18 protein-coding genes are annotated in these 16,403 nt (G+C 57.7%); 10 read left to right on the forward strand and 8 right to left on the reverse strand.

The annotated features are described in order from the left end of the window. Positions 1-365: 365 nt before the first annotated feature. The 6 genes from ABLV78_RS04205 to ABLV78_RS04230 all read right to left on the reverse strand — a co-directional run bounded on the left by ABLV78_RS04205 (position 366) and on the right by ABLV78_RS04230 (position 6,296). Positions 366-869 carry a protein disulfide oxidoreductase gene (locus tag ABLV78_RS04205; protein WP_045392003.1) on the reverse strand — a complete coding sequence of 168 codons (504 nt, stop codon included), beginning with the start codon at positions 867-869 and terminating at the stop codon, positions 366-368. Next, on the reverse strand, positions 859-1,470 hold the full coding sequence (locus tag ABLV78_RS04210) for a DsbA family protein (RefSeq protein ID WP_045392001.1): 612 nt from the start codon (positions 1,468-1,470) through the stop codon (positions 859-861). Before ABLV78_RS04210 ends, ABLV78_RS04205 begins: the two co-directional genes overlap by 11 nt. A gap of 1 nt (position 1,471) precedes the next feature. Beyond that, positions 1,472-3,481: a protein-disulfide reductase DsbD family protein gene (locus ABLV78_RS04215; protein WP_047044029.1), complete on the reverse strand. Its 2,010-nt coding sequence runs from the start codon at positions 3,479-3,481 to the stop codon at positions 1,472-1,474. A 49-nt stretch (positions 3,482-3,530) separates the two neighbouring features. Then, positions 3,531-3,890 (reverse strand): copper resistance protein, encoded by a 360-nt coding sequence (locus ABLV78_RS04220; RefSeq protein ID WP_015369786.1) that lies wholly within the window; start codon positions 3,888-3,890, stop codon positions 3,531-3,533. Between the two features lie 124 nt (positions 3,891-4,014). Further along, complete coding sequence (gene bglA / locus ABLV78_RS04225) at positions 4,015-5,448, reverse strand: 6-phospho-beta-glucosidase BglA (RefSeq protein ID WP_032712496.1); 1,434 nt, start codon at positions 5,446-5,448, stop codon at positions 4,015-4,017. A gap of 119 nt (positions 5,449-5,567) precedes the next feature. Further along, on the reverse strand, positions 5,568-6,296 hold the full coding sequence (locus ABLV78_RS04230) for a MurR/RpiR family transcriptional regulator (RefSeq protein WP_045391997.1): 729 nt from the start codon (positions 6,294-6,296) through the stop codon (positions 5,568-5,570). A 50-nt stretch (positions 6,297-6,346) separates the two neighbouring features. On the opposite strand from ABLV78_RS04230, the gene yqfB reads away from it, so the two are divergent. The 3 genes from yqfB to ABLV78_RS04245 all read left to right on the forward strand — a co-directional run bounded on the left by yqfB (position 6,347) and on the right by ABLV78_RS04245 (position 7,791). Then, entirely contained in the window at positions 6,347-6,658 is a 312-nt protein-coding gene (gene yqfB / locus ABLV78_RS04235) for a N(4)-acetylcytidine aminohydrolase (RefSeq protein WP_047044027.1), read from the forward strand. A gap of 164 nt (positions 6,659-6,822) precedes the next feature. Then, on the forward strand, positions 6,823-7,482 hold the full coding sequence (gene trhA / locus ABLV78_RS04240) for a PAQR family membrane homeostasis protein TrhA (protein ID WP_008806429.1): 660 nt from the start codon (positions 6,823-6,825) through the stop codon (positions 7,480-7,482). A 30-nt stretch (positions 7,483-7,512) separates the two neighbouring features. Next, on the forward strand, positions 7,513-7,791 hold the full coding sequence (locus tag ABLV78_RS04245; RefSeq protein WP_141097046.1) for a hypothetical protein: 279 nt from the start codon (positions 7,513-7,515) through the stop codon (positions 7,789-7,791). Here ABLV78_RS04245 and ygfZ read toward each other — a convergent pair. Then, on the reverse strand, positions 7,788-8,771 hold the full coding sequence (gene ygfZ, locus ABLV78_RS04250) for a tRNA-modifying protein YgfZ (protein ID WP_047044023.1): 984 nt from the start codon (positions 8,769-8,771) through the stop codon (positions 7,788-7,790). The genes ABLV78_RS04245 and ygfZ overlap by 4 nt on opposite strands. Positions 8,772-8,994: 223 nt before the next feature. Between ygfZ and sdhE the strand changes: the two genes are divergently transcribed. Beyond that, positions 8,995-9,261: an FAD assembly factor SdhE gene (gene sdhE, locus ABLV78_RS04255; protein ID WP_015369791.1), complete on the forward strand. Its 267-nt coding sequence runs from the start codon at positions 8,995-8,997 to the stop codon at positions 9,259-9,261. Further along, positions 9,242-9,652: a protein YgfX gene (locus ABLV78_RS04260; RefSeq protein ID WP_015369792.1), complete on the forward strand. Its 411-nt coding sequence runs from the start codon at positions 9,242-9,244 to the stop codon at positions 9,650-9,652. The genes sdhE and ABLV78_RS04260 overlap by 20 nt, the downstream gene beginning before the upstream one ends. Positions 9,653-9,659: 7 nt before the next feature. Here ABLV78_RS04260 and fldB read toward each other — a convergent pair whose 3' ends face one another. Next, entirely contained in the window at positions 9,660-10,181 is a 522-nt protein-coding gene (gene fldB / locus ABLV78_RS04265) for a flavodoxin FldB (protein WP_015369793.1), read from the reverse strand. Positions 10,182-10,281: 100 nt separating this feature from the next. Between fldB and xerD the strand changes: the two genes are divergently transcribed. From xerD to lysS, 5 genes are all read left to right on the forward strand, one after another. Beyond that, positions 10,282-11,178 carry a site-specific tyrosine recombinase XerD gene (gene xerD, locus ABLV78_RS04270; protein WP_032715787.1) on the forward strand — a complete coding sequence of 299 codons (897 nt, stop codon included), beginning with the start codon at positions 10,282-10,284 and terminating at the stop codon, positions 11,176-11,178. 22 nt (positions 11,179-11,200) lie between these two features. After that, positions 11,201-11,914 (forward strand): bifunctional protein-disulfide isomerase/oxidoreductase DsbC, encoded by a 714-nt coding sequence (dsbC, locus tag ABLV78_RS04275; protein ID WP_045374003.1) that lies wholly within the window; start codon positions 11,201-11,203, stop codon positions 11,912-11,914. Between the two features lie 5 nt (positions 11,915-11,919). Then, positions 11,920-13,653 (forward strand): single-stranded-DNA-specific exonuclease RecJ, encoded by a 1,734-nt coding sequence (gene recJ / locus ABLV78_RS04280; RefSeq protein ID WP_047044021.1) that lies wholly within the window; start codon positions 11,920-11,922, stop codon positions 13,651-13,653. A gap of 85 nt (positions 13,654-13,738) precedes the next feature. Continuing rightward, positions 13,739-14,837 (forward strand): peptide chain release factor 2 gene (gene prfB / locus ABLV78_RS04285; RefSeq protein ID WP_108418699.1). Its coding sequence is split into 2 segments (ribosomal slippage): positions 13,739-13,813 and positions 13,815-14,837, totalling 1,098 coding nucleotides; the frame shifts between segments, so codons are not numbered across the junction. Positions 14,838-14,846: 9 nt separating this feature from the next. Next, complete coding sequence (lysS, locus tag ABLV78_RS04290) at positions 14,847-16,364, forward strand: lysine--tRNA ligase (protein ID WP_015369798.1); 1,518 nt, start codon at positions 14,847-14,849, stop codon at positions 16,362-16,364. The last annotated feature ends 39 nt before the right edge of the window (positions 16,365-16,403 follow it).

Raw genomic sequence — 16,403 nt, forward strand, 5'->3', positions numbered from 1 at the left:
GCGAGCCGGGGAAACCTTCCCGGATGGCGGCTACGCCTTATCCGGGTTACCCAACGATGCGCATCCGTAGCCCGGCTGAGCGCTGCGCTTGCCTGGGAAACCTTCCCGGATGGCGGCTACGCCTTATCCGGGCTACCCAACGATGCGTACCCGTAGCCCGGCTGAGCGCAGCGCGAGCCGGGGAAACCTTCCCGGATGGCGGCTACGCCTTATCCGGGCTACCCAACGATGCGTACCCGTAGCCCGGCTGAGCGCTGCGCTTGCCTGGGAAACTTTCCCGGATGGCGGCTACGCCTTATCCGGGCTACCCAACGATGCGTACCCGTAGCCCGATTGAGCGCAGCGCGAGCCGGGAACCCGACGGTCTACCAGGAGGCCAGCCACAGCCGCAGGCGCATTCCCCAACTGCTGGTCCAGCCGGTGGTGACCGACTTCACCTCGCCTTGAGAAATGAACACCAGCGTTGGCGTCACCTGCACGTCCCACTGCCGCGCCAGCTGGCCGCTCGGATCATTCACCGTCGGCAGCGCCATTTTCTTCCTGGTCAGCCACTTCTCCAGCGTGGCGTTATCGCCGGAACGCAGGGCTACCGTCAGCACATTGCCGCCGTCGGCGGCAAGCGAGGCCACCGACGGCGTGGTATAGCGACAAACTCCGCACCAGGTCGCCCAGACGTACAGCAGCAGCGGCTTTTGCTGGCTCATAGCGTTCAGATCCAGCGTCCTGCCGTCGAGTGTCTGCAGCGATGTGGCGCTGAAGTTTTGCGGTAGCGCGGGCTGGCGAAAATAATCCACCGCCAGGCTCACCGCCGCGCCAATCAGCAGCCACACCGCCAGCTCGCGCAGCCAGCGCCTGATTTTACTGGCCACGGGCTTTCGCCAGCTGTTCTTTCACCAGCCCCTCCAGCTCATCAGCAGGGATTGCGCCGGCCACCATCTGATCGCCGATGATGGTCGCCGGGGTGCCCTGAATATTCAGCACCTGCGACAAAATCAGGTTCATTTTCAGCGAATCCATGGTCTTGTCATCAATATTCACGCTATCGGTGGCGGTTTTCTTCTGCGCGGCGGCGATGCTGGCGTCATCGTGATAGCCTTTTTTCGCCATCAGCCGCTGATGCAGCGCCCAGAACTTATCGGGCTGTTGACGCCAGGTGGAGAGCGCGGCTTTAGCGGCATTCACCGAACTCTGCCCTTTAAACGGCAGCAGCTTAACGATGAGCTGGATGTCCGGATTATCGTGGACGATTTTTTCCAGCATCGGATCAAACTGTTTGCAGTAAGGGCAGTTGTAATCGGTAAACGAGACGATCGTGAGCTTCGGCGCTTTCGCGCCGGTGCGCGGGCTGTTCGGATCGTTAAACAGCAGTTGGGCTAACTGGTCATTACCGTTCGATTGCGGTTCTTGCTCCGGGGCGGCGAAGCTGAAGGCCGATACGCACAGCAGCAATAAGGCGGTGATAGCTCTCATGTTATTTTCCTTTAGCGGCGGACAGGGTAGCGAGAAGTTGTTCGCGGTCTAACAGCGCAGGCAGAATTTGTCCCTGCGGCAATCCCGGTCCGTAAATCTGGTTAAACGGCACCGCGGCGCTGCCGCGAGCGGTTAAAAACTGACTAATGTCGGCGGAGGGGCGGCTCCAGTCGCCGCGTAAGGCGACCACATCTGGCGCTGATAGCGCCTGCTGGACGTCATCGCGCAGCAGCACGTTGTATTTATTGGCTTTACAGGTCACGCACCAGTCGGCGGTGACATCAATAAACACCCGCTTATGCTTTGCAAGGGCGCTGGCGATAGCCTGCTCGCTGAGCGGCTGCCAGTTAACCCGGTCGCGGCGCGGGCCCTGGCCGTCCTGTTGGGCGACAAAGACGACGGCGCCCGCCGCTACGATGGCCAGGGCGCCCGCGCGCAGCGCCGTACGCCAGCGGTAGCGCCAGGCGGTGGCCAGGAGCAGGACGATGGCCAGAATCACCAGCAGGGTAAGCACCGGCGTACGGCCGATGTGGATCGTCAACAGGCTGACCAGCCATAGCGCTGAGCCAAGCATCATCAACCCCAGCACCACCCGCAGATGATTCATCCAGCGGCCCGGGCGCGGTAGACGTTGCGCCAGACCCGGCCAGGCGACGATAAGCAGCCACGGCAGGCTCATGCCGATCCCCATGGCGAAGAAAATACCCCACAGCAGCGGCAGCGGCGCCACCAGCGCCACTGAAACGGCGGTACCGAGGAACGGCGCGGTACAGGGCGTCGCCAGCAGAGTGGCGAAGGCGCCCTGCCAGAAATGGCCCATTAAGCCGTTGCCGCCCCGGGTGGCGAGGAAGGTACTGGCGCTGGAGGAGAGACGGATTTCGAACAGCCCTAATAAACTGGCGCTGAACAGCAGCATCACCAGCGCCATCGCGCCGATAAACCACGGGTTCTGGAACTGGATCCCCCAGCCGAGCGCCTGATTACCTAAGCGTAGCGCGGTCATCATCAGCGCCAGCGCCAGGAAGGAGACGACGATCCCGCATACCGAGGCGAGGAACTGCCGCCGCACCGCGCCGCGTTCACGACGTTCGGTTTGCACCAGCGAGCCGAGTTTCATGGCCAGCACCGGCAGCACGCACGGCATGACGTTGAGGATTAGCCCGCCGGCCAGCGCCATCAGCAGCACCCAGCCTAACGCCAGCCCCGGCGCGGCGCTGCCGGCGGCGATGGCGATATGGCTTTCCTGCGCCTGGCCGCTATCGGCCAGCACCAGCGACAGCGTTTTGCCGCTCAGGTCCGGCGCCGTTTCGCCCCAGCTATCGGTGACCGGTACGGTGGCGGTCAACGTATCGCCGCGGCTGGTAAAACTCGGCTTACCGAAATCGACATCCTCCATGCTGTCGATAAACAGCGCTGGCTGCTGCCAGCCGGCATCGCGTCGGGCGGTTACCGTCAGCTTACCGCTGACGTAGCTGGCGCTAAGCGCCGAGGTGAGACCGTCGCGCAGGGGTAGCGTGCCCATCGCGCGGGTGAAATCGTAATTAAAACGCTCCCCCGCCGGAGCCGTCATATCCAGCGAAAAGGGGTAGTCAGTGAGAATGCAGACATTGCTGCAGGTAGAGAGCGTCAGTACGCCGCTAAGCGTCGGCGGTATTTTGCCGCGCAGGGTCATCGGGAAGCTTACGTCGCCGTGATACCCCTGAGTGGAAATACCCGCGACGTCGAAGCGTTGTGGCGTCGGCCAACGCCAGTTAACCTCCAGCGGCGTGTGCCAGGCGATAGCCGGCGCGATGCCGCCTTCGCCCGGCGAACGCCAGTAGGTTTTCCAGCCCTTTTCCAGCGCTACGTCTAAAAGCAGGCGGGTGTCGCCATTGCTTTCGCTTTGCGCCCGCAGGCGCACGCTGGCGTGTTGATTGTCGGCGACGCGGAGCCAGCCGCTATCGGCGGCCTGGCTGACGGGCAGCCATAGCCAAAGCAGGCAGACCAGCAGTCGCCTGAATACCATAAACATAAATTTTCTCCGTAAGTAATAAATTAACCTGAGCTGTCAGGAGAATTAATCACTCACGGAAGACGCATAATCGTAGATGCACCCGCAATCGGGGGGGAGAAATGACGCGGGGAGGCCAGATACGCTCGATACGCGGCGGGATGGCCGCCAGCACCGCCAGCAGCAGGGCGATAGCGAGTAGCGCCCCTTCAAACAGCATCGGCGGAACGGCCATCAGCGACTTGGCGCTGAGTTCGCAGGGGGAGACCGGCGCCTCGGCATTATCCGGGCCAGGTTGGGCGGATTGGCTGGCGGCCGTGACGTTCATCACCAACGCATGCATCCCCGCCATTCTCTGGGCGGTGCAGATCAGCACCACCAGGCAGGCAAGGAGTACAAGAAGAATGGCTTTGCGTTGTCGCTTAATCATGGTCGCCTCAAATATTCACGAGGCCTATCTTATCGGGCGAACGCGTTTTAGCAATGGTAAAGCTGTAAAGAAGTGTCTGGCGGATAAGTGATTTGCCCCCTCCCGGCCGGGAGAGGGCGGTCAATTACAGATTCTCGCCGTTGCTGGCGATGACTTCTTTGTACCAGTTAAAGCTTTTCTTGCGCGAGCGGGACATATCGCCGGTGCCGTCATCGTGTTTATTGACGTAGATGAAGCCGTAGCGTTTGCTGTACTGGCCGGTAGTGAAGGAGACGCAGTCGATGCAGCCCCAGGGGGTATAGCCCATCAGATCGACGCCGTCATAAGTCACCGCTTTAATCATCTCTTCGACGTGGGCGCGGAGATAATCGATGCGGTAGTCATCGTTGATGCTGCCGTCGGCTTCTACTTTATCGTAGGCGCCAAAGCCGTTTTCCACGATAAACAGCGGCTTCTGGTAGCGCTCATACAGTTCGCACAGGGCGTAACGCAGGCCAACCGGGTCAATCTGCCAGCCCCAGTCGGAGGCTTTCACGTGCGGGTTCGGCACGCTGCCTTCGAAGCCGGAAATGGCATCGCCGGTGCCGCCTTCGGCTTTCACCGCGTTGGTCATGTAGTAGCTGAAGCCGAGATAGGCGCAGGTGCCTTCACGCAGGATCTGCGCGTCGCCGTCTTCCATCTTGATGTTGAAGCCGCGGCGCTCCCATTCATTCAACACATAGCTCGGGTAGTAACCGCGTAGCTGGACATCGGTAAAAACATAGCGTTCGCGCATCGATTCCTGGGCGAACATGACATCTTCCGGTTTGCAGGAGTAAGGGTAGAGGGCGACCATCGCCAGCATGCAGCCGACCTGCATTTCCGGGTTGATACGACGCGCCGCTTTCACCGCCAGCGCGCTGGCGACGAACTGGTGATGCAGCACCTGGTACATGGTCTCTTCCGGGTTTTCATGCTCGGTATAGACCACGCCGGAGCAACAGTAGCCGAACAGCGGCGCGCGCCAGTTACGCTGGTTATTGATCTCGTTAAAGGTCATCCAGTATTTCACTTTGTGCTTATAGCGCTCAAAGACCACTTCGGCGAAGCGCACAAAGAAATCGACCACTTTGCGGTTGGTCCAACCGCCGTACTGCTGGACCAGATGCAGCGGCATTTCAAAGTGGGAAAGGGTGATTACCGGCTCGATGTTGTACTTCAGCAGTTCATCAAACATGTCATCGTAGAATTTCAGCCCTTCTTCATTTGGCTGAGTTTCGTCGCCCTGCGGGAAGATGCGGGTCCAGGCAATAGAGGTGCGGAAGCATTTGAAACCCATCTCGGCGAACAGCTTGATGTCTTCTTTGTAGTGGCCGTAAAAATCAACCGCTTCATGGTTAGGGTAATATTTACCCGCCTCGACCTGTTGGGTGATTTCGCGCGGCACGCCGTGCGCCCCGCCGGTCAACACATCGCAGATGCTGGGGCCTTTGCCGCCTTTATTCCAGCCGCCTTCAACCTGATGCGCGGCGACCGCGCCGCCCCACAAAAAGTCTTTGGGAAGAGTCAATTTTTTCATCTTTGCTAATCTCTATGAATCACTATTGCGATTGAGTCTAGCAAAGCGAAATTGAATGTCACGATATAACAAATCCCGCTAAAGGTAATATGTTACATCAAAAAAACAGGCTGTTACTTTTAGCCGATTTTGCGCGCTAATTTACGCCCCAGTGATTCGAGTATATATATCACCGGTATCTGCGTTGTAATATCGTAAACGCCGCCGATGCGCGTTTGCGGCACGTGCCAGGAGAGATTGAAATCAGCCAGTTTCGCCAGCCGCGAATGCTCATGGCTGGTAATCGACATCACCTTGCAGTGATGCAGGCTGAACTGGCTGGCAAAGCGAAGAATTTCTTCGGTTTCGCCGGAGACGGAAAGCACAATCGCCAGCGCGTTGCGGGCCATATCATTGGTGACCGGGAAATAAGGATCGTCAATATGGTTGCTGAATTTGCCGACGTTGGAAAAGAAACGTGCGCCATATTTCGCTAGCGCGCCGGAAGTACCGGCGCCGACGAAAATAATACGTTCGGAGGAGAGAATAATATCGACGGCCTGTTCGAGCAATTCATCAAATTCGTCATTATTGACGCTTTTAAAAAAGCTCATTATTTCGCTGGCGCCGATATTTGCCTGTTGAGGCTCATTCTGCTCAAGATATAATTTAAAGCGTACGCGAAATTCAGAGTAGCCCTCGCACTGCAGTTTGCGGCAGAAGCGCAACACGGTAGTGGTGGAGACCCCGGCGGCCTCGGCCAGTTCGCGAATAGTCATGTACATCACTTTGTCACGATTCTTAATGACGTAGTGGTAGACCATCATCTCAAGATTATTGAGACTGGCGACAGCGGCGTGGGAGAACATACTCACAGTGGCGAACTCACAATTCATAAAGACCAGGACGGAATTATACCATGCAGGCTAATGACATTACCTTTTTTCAGCGTTTTCAGGACGACATCCTCGCCGGGCGCAAAACGATCACCATTCGCGATGTGGCGGAGTCGCACTTTAAGCCCGGTGATGTGCTGCGCGTCGGACGTTATGAAGATGACGGCTACTTTTGCACTATCGCCGTTACCGCGACCTCGACGGTGACGCTCGACACGCTAACTGAACAGCATGCTCAACAAGAGAATATGACCCTCGAACAGCTGCGGCAGGTCATCAGGGAAATCTATCCTGCGGAAGATCGGTTTTATGTTATTGAATTCAAACGCCTTTAAATAAAACCAGCACAGCTGTTAGTTGAAATATTCTTGTAACATTATGATTTTAATGTGTTTACAAATATACATCGTTTTATTTTAGCTAACAGGTGTTCACTGGAATCATTCTCAGTTAACCTAAGTGGGCAATGAAAGCGTTCTTGTTTTCACGGAGTCAAAATATGGTTCGCAAACCATTAATCACTCAGGGATATTCTCTGGCAGAGGAAGTTGCCAACAGCATCAGTCACGGGATCGGGCTGGTGTTCGGTATTGTCGGCCTCGTGTTGCTGCTGGTGCAGGCGGTAGACACGAACGCCAGCGCGACGGCGATCACCAGCTACAGCCTGTACGGCGGCAGCATGATTATGCTGTTCCTCGCTTCCACGCTCTATCACGCTATCCCGCATCAGCGGGCGAAACAGTGGCTGAAGAAATTCGACCACTGCGCCATCTACTTGCTGATTGCCGGAACCTACACGCCATTTTTGCTGGTGGGATTGAATTCGCCGCTGGCAAAGGGGCTGATGATTGTCATCTGGAGCCTGGCGTTACTGGGGATCCTGTTTAAACTGACAATCGCGCACCGTTTTAAAATTTTGTCGCTGGTGACCTATCTGACGATGGGCTGGCTGTCGCTTATCGTGGTCTATCAACTGGCGGTGAAGCTAGCGGTGGGCGGGGTAACGCTGCTGGCGGTTGGCGGGGTGGTGTACTCGCTGGGGGTCATCTTCTACGTCTGCAAACGTATTCCTTATAACCATGCTATCTGGCACGGCTTCGTGCTCGGCGGCAGCGTGTGTCACTTCCTGGCGATTTATCTTTACGTCGGCCAGTCCTGATTTAACTTCCACGGTGGCGCTGCGCTTGCCGTGGCTACGATACTCTACGGTCTGGAAATTCCACGGTGGCGCTGCGCTTACCGTGGCTACGATATTCTGCGGTCTGGAAATTCCACGGTGGCGCTGCGCTTACCGTGGCTACGGTATTCTGCGGCCTGGAAATTCCACGGTGGCGCTGCGCTTGCCGCGGTCACGATATTCTACGGCCTGGAAATTCCACGGTGGCGCTGCGCTTACCGTGGCTACGATATTCTGCAGGCTGGTAGCCCGGCTAAGGCGCAAGCGCCGCAAGCCGGGAACTGTTCTTAATCTTCTTCCAGCGAATACGGCAATGGTTTGATGCTCAGGCTGCCGGCATCGTCACGTACGCGGAACACGCTGTCCGGTTCCATATCGTTATTCATCACCGCCTGGACCATCAGGCTTCCGTCATCCAACTGTACGGCTGCCAGCACCGTACCGGTGCGGCGCCAGTTGTCGCCCATTTTCAGCTCCAGATCTTCCCCGGCTTCCGGCACCCTGCTGGCGGTACCCGCCAGCGTCCACAGCGCGCGTTTATTGGCGCCGCGGAATTTCGCCCGGGCGACCATTTCCTGGCCGGTGTAGCAGCCTTTCTTAAAGCTGATTCCGCCCAGCGCCTGCAGGTTGGTCGCCTGCGGAATGAACTGCGCGCTGTTTACGCTGTCGATAACCGGCAGACCGGCCTCGATGTTCAGCGCCAGCCACTGCTGGCTGTTGTTAAGCTGCGCTTCGCCGCGCAGCGCTTCCGTCACCCGGTTGGCGGTATCGGCATCGGTCACCAGCAGGAAGCGCTCGGCAGGGTGTTCAAACCACAGCAGGCTGGTCACGCCTTCGGTGACCACCGGTTTACCGGCGTCCGGTAGCGCGGCGAATAGCCGCGCCAGCGCAGCGCGCGCCTGGAAACCGGCCACGCCCAGCAGGACCAGATCGTCATTTGCGGCGATGGTGACTTTGGAGAAGACGGCATATTTTTTCAGTTCGGTCAGCTGCGCTTCGCGCAGGCTGCGGCGCTCAATCCACGCGAAACCGCCGTCGCGGTGGAAGACGCGCAGGTTGCTCCACATTTTGCCTTTGGCATCACAGTGCGCGGCAAGCAGATGCTGATCGGCGGTTAAATGGCTGACATCGGCGGTGATCTGCCCCTGCAGATACTTCTCGCCATCCGGACCGGTAATCGTCGCCAGCGCCCAATCATCCAGCGTCATCAGCGTTAACGGCAGACGAGCGGAAGAAGAGGGCTGACGCGGAGGAAAAGGTGTAAAAGCCATAGTCATATCCTGAATAGCTTAACGCAGAGTGAATGACTAATGGTAAAAGAGCTATGGTGCAATGCAAGCGCTTTCGGCAAGCCATTTGTGCCCTCAGGATGCGGTGAATAGCCAACCGGATTTTGGGCTTTTATGGAATGCTGCTCGCACAAGGCGATATTACTGTAAAGTAAGTGCCTAAAAAGGGTTAAACTAAGCTATATCTTGATGCTGGAAGGACAACATGGACATTAACAACAAAGCTCGCATCCACTGGGCATGCCGCCGCGGTATGCGCGAACTCGATATCTCCATCATGCCGTTTTTCGAGTATGAGTACGACACGCTCAGCGATGACGACAAGCGCCTGTTCATCCGTTTGCTGGAGAACGATGATCCGGATCTGTTTAACTGGCTGATGAATCACGGCAAGCCGGCAGATGCGCAACTTCAACGGATGATTAATTTAATCCAGACTCGGAATCGGGAACGTGGTCCTGTGGCAATCTGATTTACGTATTTCCTGGCGTTCGCAGTGGTTCTCGCTGCTGCTGCACGGGGTGGTGGCGGCGATAGTGCTGCTCATGCCCTGGCCGTTAAGCTACACCCCGATTTGGCTCCTGTTGCTATCGCTGGTGGTGTTTGACTGCGTGCGCAGCCAGCGGCGGATCCACGCCTGCCAGGGAGAAATTAAGCTGTTAATCGACTCCCGTTTACGGTGGCAAAAAACGGAATGGGATATCGTCGGGACGCCATGGGTTATCAGCAGCGGGATGCTGCTGCGCCTGAAGCATGCGGAAACCGGCCGTAGCCAGCATTTATGGGTGGCGGCGGATAGCATGGATGCGGGGGAATGGCGGGATTTGCGCCGGCTGGTGCTGCAAAAGCCGGCGCACGACTAACTCAGGATCAGGCGAAGTGCTCCGCCATTTCGCCGAGGATCTGCTCGCACCAGTTCTGGATGCGCTCATCGCTCAGGTCGTATTGATTGGTTTCATCCAGCGCCAGGCCGACGAACAATTGGCCATCGGCGATAACCGGTTTCGGGCTGGTGAACTCATAGCCCTCGGTTGGCCAGTAGCCGACAAACTTCACGCCTTTGGTCGCCAGCTTATCGTGCAGCATCCCCAGCGCGTCAAGGAACCATTCGCCGTAACCAAGCTGATCGCCCATGCCGTACAGCGCGACGATTTTGCCATTCAGATCTAAGGCGTCGAGCTGTTCCCAGACCGCTTCCCAGTCTTCCTGAATTTCGCCGAAATCCCAGGTCGGGATGCCGAGGATCAGCACGTCGTACTGGCTCATCAGCGCGGGGGAGTCATCTTTCAGATTATGCAGCGTCACCAGCTCGGGGCCGATGATATCGCGGATTTTTTCCGCGGCCATTTCGGTGTAGCAGGTACTGGAGCCGTAAAAAAGACCTATATTCATCGCGTAAACGTCTCAATTCTTGCCGTGAATTGCGCCCAGTGTACCAGAAAGGCGGCCTCTTAAGGCATAATGAGGGCGTATAACGAACAAAGAGGCCGATGTGAAACAGGATCTGGCACAAATTGAACAGTTTCTCGATGCCCTTTGGCTGGAGCGTAATCTGGCGGAGAACACGCTCAGCGCCTATCGTCGCGATTTGACGATGCTAGTGGAGTGGCTGCATCATCGCGGGCTGACTCTGGCAAGCGTCGGCAGCGACGATTTACAGGCGCTGCTGGCCGAGCGGCAAACCGGCGGCTACAAAGCGACCAGTACCGCACGGCTGCTTAGCGCCGTGCGCCGCTTCTTCCAGCATTTGTACCGGGAGAAAGTCCGCCCGGACGATCCCAGCGCGCTGCTGGCTTCGCCGAAGCTGCCGCAGCGGCTGCCGAAAGATCTCAGCGAGGCGCAGGTTGAGCGTCTGCTGCAGGCGCCGCTGGTGGAACAGCCGCTGGAGTTGCGCGATAAGGCGATGCTGGAAGTGCTGTATGCCACCGGCCTACGCGTATCCGAACTGGTTGGCCTGACGATGAGCGATATCAGCCTGCGACAGGGCGTACTGCGGGTTATTGGTAAAGGCAACAAAGAGCGGCTGGTGCCGCTGGGCGAAGAGGCGGTGTCATGGGTTGAAAATTACCTTGAATACGGCCGCCCGTGGCTGCTGAACGGCGTGGCTTCGGACGTGCTTTTCCCCAGCCAGCGCGCGCAGCAGATGACGCGACAGACCTTCTGGCACCGCATTAAACACTATGCCGTACTGGCGGGGATCGACAGCGCGAAGCTCTCCCCGCACGTGTTGCGTCATGCGTTCGCCACGCATTTGCTCAATCACGGCGCCGATTTACGCGTGGTACAGATGCTGTTAGGACACAGCGATCTTTCCACCACGCAGATCTACACCCACGTGGCGACCGAACGTTTACGACAACTTCATCAACAGCATCACCCGCGGGCGTGAGTGCTGAATAAAAGGACTGAGTATGAAAAAAGGTTTATTGATGTTCACCCTGCTGGCGGCCTCGCTCTCCGGCGCGGCGCATGCCGATAGCGCGGCGATCAAACAGTCGCTGGCGAAACTGGGTGTGCAGAGCACCGATATCCAACCGTCGCCGGTTTCCGGGATGAGCACGGTGCTTACCGACAGCGGCGTGCTGTACGTCACTGACGATGGTAAACACATTATTCAGGGACCGATGTACGACGTCAGCGGCGCGCAGCCGGTTAACGTCACCAACCAGTTGCTGGTCGGCAAGCTGAACGCCTTATCCAAAGAGATGATTGTCTATAAAGCGCCGAAGGAGCAGCATGTCATTACCGTCTTTACCGACATCACCTGCGGCTACTGCCACAAGCTGCACGAGCAGATGAGCGACTATAACGCGCTGGGGATCACCGTGCGCTATCTGGCCTTCCCGCGTCAGGGGCTGCAAAGCCAGGCCGAGCAGGACATGAAAGCTATCTGGTGTGCGAAAGATCGCAACAAAGCGCTGGATGACGCCATGAACGGTAAGGGCGTACAGCCGGCGAGCTGCAATGTGGATATCGCTAAACATTACACGCTTGGCGTACAGATGGGCGTCAACGGTACCCCGGCGATGGTCCTTAGCAATGGTATGGTGCTGCCAGGCTATCAGGGGCCGAAAGAGCTTAAAGCTTTCCTCGACGAGCATCAAAAACAGACAAGCGGTAACTGATTCGCGTGAAACAACAGATACAACTACGCCGCCGCGAGGCGGTTGATGGCGTCGACCTTCCCGCCGACCTGCCGCCGCTGCTGCAGCGGCTGTATGCCAGCCGCGGCGTGCGCAGCGCGCAGGAGCTGGAGCGCGGCGTCAAAGGTATGTTGCCATGGACGCAACTCACCGGCGTTGAAAAAGCCGTTGAAATGCTGCATGACGCTTTCCAGAAAGGGTTACATATTGTGGTGGTCGGCGATTTTGACGCCGATGGCGCCACCAGTACCGCCCTTAGCGTGCTGGCGCTGCGCGCGCTGGGCTACGGCAACGTCTCTTATCTGGTGCCGAACCGTTTTGAAGACGGCTATGGTTTAAGCCCGGAAGTGGTCGAGCAGGCGCACGCGCGCGGCGCGCAGATGATCATGACCGTCGATAACGGTATTTCATCGCATAGCGGCGTCGATCATGCCCATGCGCTGGGTATCCCGGTGCTGGTGACCGATCACCACCTTCCGGGCGAGACGTTGCCAGCGGCGGAGGCCATCGTTAACCCTAACCTGCGCGATTGCGACTTCCCGTCAAAATCGCTGGCCGGGGTTGGGGTGGCGTTTTATCTGATGCTGGCGCTGCGCACTTTCCTGCGCGATAACGGCTGGTTCGAGGCCCGCGGTATCGCCGCGCCAAACCTTGCCGAGCTGCTGGATTTAGTGGCGCTGGGCACCGTTGCGGACGTCGTGCCGCTGGATGCCAACAACCGCATCCTGACCTGGCAGGGGTTAAGCCGCATTCGCGCCGGAAAATGTCGGCCAGGCATTAAAGCGCTGCTGGAAATTTCTAACCGCGATCCGCAAAAGCTTGCCGCCAGCGACCTCGGTTTCGCCCTCGGGCCGCGCCTGAACGCTGCGGGGCGGCTGGATGATATGTCCGTCGGCGTCGCGCTGCTGCTGTGCGATAACATCGGCGAAGCGCGGGTGCTGGCCAGTGAGCTCGATGCGCTTAACCAGACGCGCAAAGAGATCGAACAGGGGATGCAGGCCGAAGCGCTGACCCTGTGTCAGCAACTGGAACGCAGTAGCGAAACCCTGCCCGGCGGGCTGGCGATGTACCATCCGCAATGGCATCAGGGGGTGGTCGGCATTCTGGCATCCCGGATTAAAGAGCGCTTCCATCGCCCGGTTATCGCTTTTGCGCCTACCGGCGACGGCACGCTCAAAGGTTCTGGCCGCTCTATTCAGGGGCTGCATATGCGCGATGCGCTGGAGCGCCTTGATACGCTTTATCCTGGGCTAATCCTGAAGTTCGGCGGCCACGCGATGGCGGCGGGCTTATCGCTGGAAGAGGCGCGTTTTGAGGAGTTTCAACAGCGCTTCGGCGAGCTGGTGACCGAGTGGCTGGATCCCGCATTATTGCAGGGCGAGGTGGTTTCCGACGGCCCGCTGGCGGCGGCGGAGATGAGCATGGAAGTGGCGCAGATGCTGCGCGATGCCGGGCCATGGGGGCAGATGTTCCCGGAACCGCTGTTTGATGGCCGTTTCCGCCTGCTGCAGCAGCGGCTGGTGGGCGAGCGTCACCTGAAGGTGATGGTCGAACCGGTTGACGGCGGGCCGCTGCTGGACGGTATTGCCTTCAACATCGATACTTCCATTTGGCCGGATAACGGCGTGCGTGAAGTACAGTTAGCCTACAAGCTCGACATCAACGAGTTCCGCGGCAACCGTAGCCTGCAGCTGATCATCGATCACCTCTGGCCAAATTGACAACAGTGTATTAATAAGGGCGCGAATCCGGTAGAATTCCGCTCTTATCACCGCATTTTGACAAATCCATTAAAAGAAACCGACCATGTTTGAAATAAATCCGGTAAAAAACCGCATTCAGGACCTCACGGAGCGCTCCGACGTTCTTAGGGGGTATCTTTGACTACGATGCGAAGAAAGAGCGTCTCGAAGAAGTAAACGCCGAGCTGGAACAGCCGGACGTCTGGAACGAACCTGAGCGCGCACAGGCGCTGGGTAAAGAACGTTCTTCTTTGGAAGCTATCGTCGAAACGCTGGATCAGATGACCCAGGGTCTGGAAGATGTCGCCGGACTGCTGGAGCTGGCGGTAGAAGCCGAAGACGAAGAGACCTTCAACGAAGCGGTTGCCGAGCTGGACGGGCTGGAAGAGAAGCTGGCGCAGCTTGAGTTCCGCCGCATGTTCTCCGGCGAATATGACAGCGCCGATTGCTATCTTGATATTCAGGCCGGTTCCGGCGGCACCGAAGCCCAGGACTGGGCCAGCATGCTGATGCGCATGTACCTGCGTTGGGCGGAAGCGCGCGGCTTTAAGACCGAAATCATCGAAGAATCCGAAGGTGAAGTCGCGGGCATTAAATCCGTGACCATCAAAATCATGGGCGATTACGCCTACGGCTGGCTGCGTACTGAAACCGGCGTTCACCGTCTGGTACGTAAGAGCCCGTTCGACTCCGGTGGCCGCCGTCATACCTCCTTTAGCTCGGCGTTCGTTTACCCGGAAGTTGATGACGATATCGATATCGAAATTAACCCAGCCGACCTGCGTATCGACGTATACCGCGCCTCCGGCGCCGGTGGTCAGCACGTTAACCGTACGGAATCCGCGGTGCGTATTACCCACATTCCGACCGGGTTGGTGACGCAGTGTCAGAACGACCGTTCGCAGCACAAGAACAAAGACCAGGCCATGAAGCAGATGAAAGCGAAGCTTTATGAGCTGGAAATGCAGAAGAAAAATGCCGAGAAGCAGGTGATGGAAGATAACAAATCCGACATCGGCTGGGGCAGCCAGATCCGCTCTTACGTGCTGGACGACTCGCGTATTAAAGATCTGCGCACCGGGGTGGAAACCCGCAACACTCAGGCGGTGCTCGATGGCAGCCTGGACCAATTTATCGAAGCAAGTTTGAAAGCAGGGTTATGAGGAACCAACATGTCTGAACAACAAGCACAGGGCGCTGACGCGGCAATTGACCTTAATAATGAACTGAAAACCCGTCGTGAGAAGCTGGCTGCGCTGCGTGAGCAGGGCGTCGCATTCCCGAACGATTTCCGTCGTGACCATACCTCTGACCAACTGCACGCTGACTTCGATGCCAAAGAAAACGAAGAGCTGGAAGCGCTGAATGTCGAAGTGGCCGTTGCTGGCCGCATGATGACCCGTCGTATCATGGGTAAAGCGTCTTTCGTTACCCTGCAGGATGTCGGCGGCCGCATTCAGCTGTACGTCGCGCGCGATGACCTGGCGGAAGGCGTCTACAACGATCAGTTCAAAAAATGGGATCTCGGCGACATCATCGCCGCCCGCGGTAAGCTGTTCAAAACCAAAACCGGCGAGCTGTCCATCCACTGCACCGAGCTGCGTCTGCTGACCAAAGCCCTGCGCCCGCTGCCGGACAAATTCCACGGCCTGCAGGATCAGGAAGCGCGTTACCGTCAGCGTTACCTCGATCTGATCTCCAACGACGAATCCCGTAACACCTTCAAAGTACGTTCGCAGATCCTGGCTGGCATCCGTCAGTTCATGGTTGGCCGCGGCTTTATGGAAGTGGAAACCCCGATGATGCAGGTGATCCCTGGCGGCGCTTCCGCGCGTCCGTTCATCACCCATCACAATGCGCTGGATCTGGACATGTACCTGCGTATCGCGCCGGAACTGTACCTCAAGCGTCTGGTGGTTGGCGGCTTCGAACGCGTCTTCGAAATCAACCGTAACTTCCGTAACGAAGGGATCTCCGTTCGCCACAACCCAGAGTTCACCATGATGGAACTCTATATGGCGTATGCGGATTATAAAGACCTGATTGAGCTGACCGAATCCCTGTTCCGCACCCTGGCGCAGGACATCCTCGGTAATACCGCGGTGCCTTATGGCGATCAGACTTTCGATTTCGGCAAGCCGTTCGAAAAACTGACCATGCGTGAAGCGATTAAGAAATACCGTCCGGAAACCGAGATGGCTGATCTGGATAACTTCGATTCCGCGAAAGCGATCGCTGAGTCTATCGGCATCAAAGTTGAGAAGAGCTGGGGTCTGGGCCGTATCGTGACCGAGATCTTCGAAGAAGTGGCGGAAGCGCATCTGATCCAGCCGACCTTCATCACCGAATACCCGGCAGAAGTTTCTCCGCTGGCCCGTCGTAACGACGTGAACCCGGAAATCACCGACCGCTTTGAATTCTTCATCGGCGGCCGCGAAATCGGTAACGGCTTTAGCGAGCTGAACGACGCCGAAGACCAGGCGCAGCGTTTCCAGGATCAGGTTGACGCGAAAGCCGCCGGCGACGACGAAGCGATGTTCTACGACGAAGACTACGTCACCGCGCTGGAACACGGCCTGCCGCCGACCGCCGGTCTGGGTATCGGTATCGACCGTATGGTGATGCTGTTCACTAACAGCCACACCATCCGCGACGTTATTCTGTTCCCGGCAATGCGTCCGCAGAAATAATCGCTTTTCGCGAAAAGCAAAAAACCCGGCTTGCCGGGT

This window comes from Klebsiella sp. CN_Kp075 (assembly GCF_040065055.2).
GTDB lineage: Bacteria > Pseudomonadota > Gammaproteobacteria > Enterobacterales > Enterobacteriaceae > Klebsiella > Klebsiella aerogenes.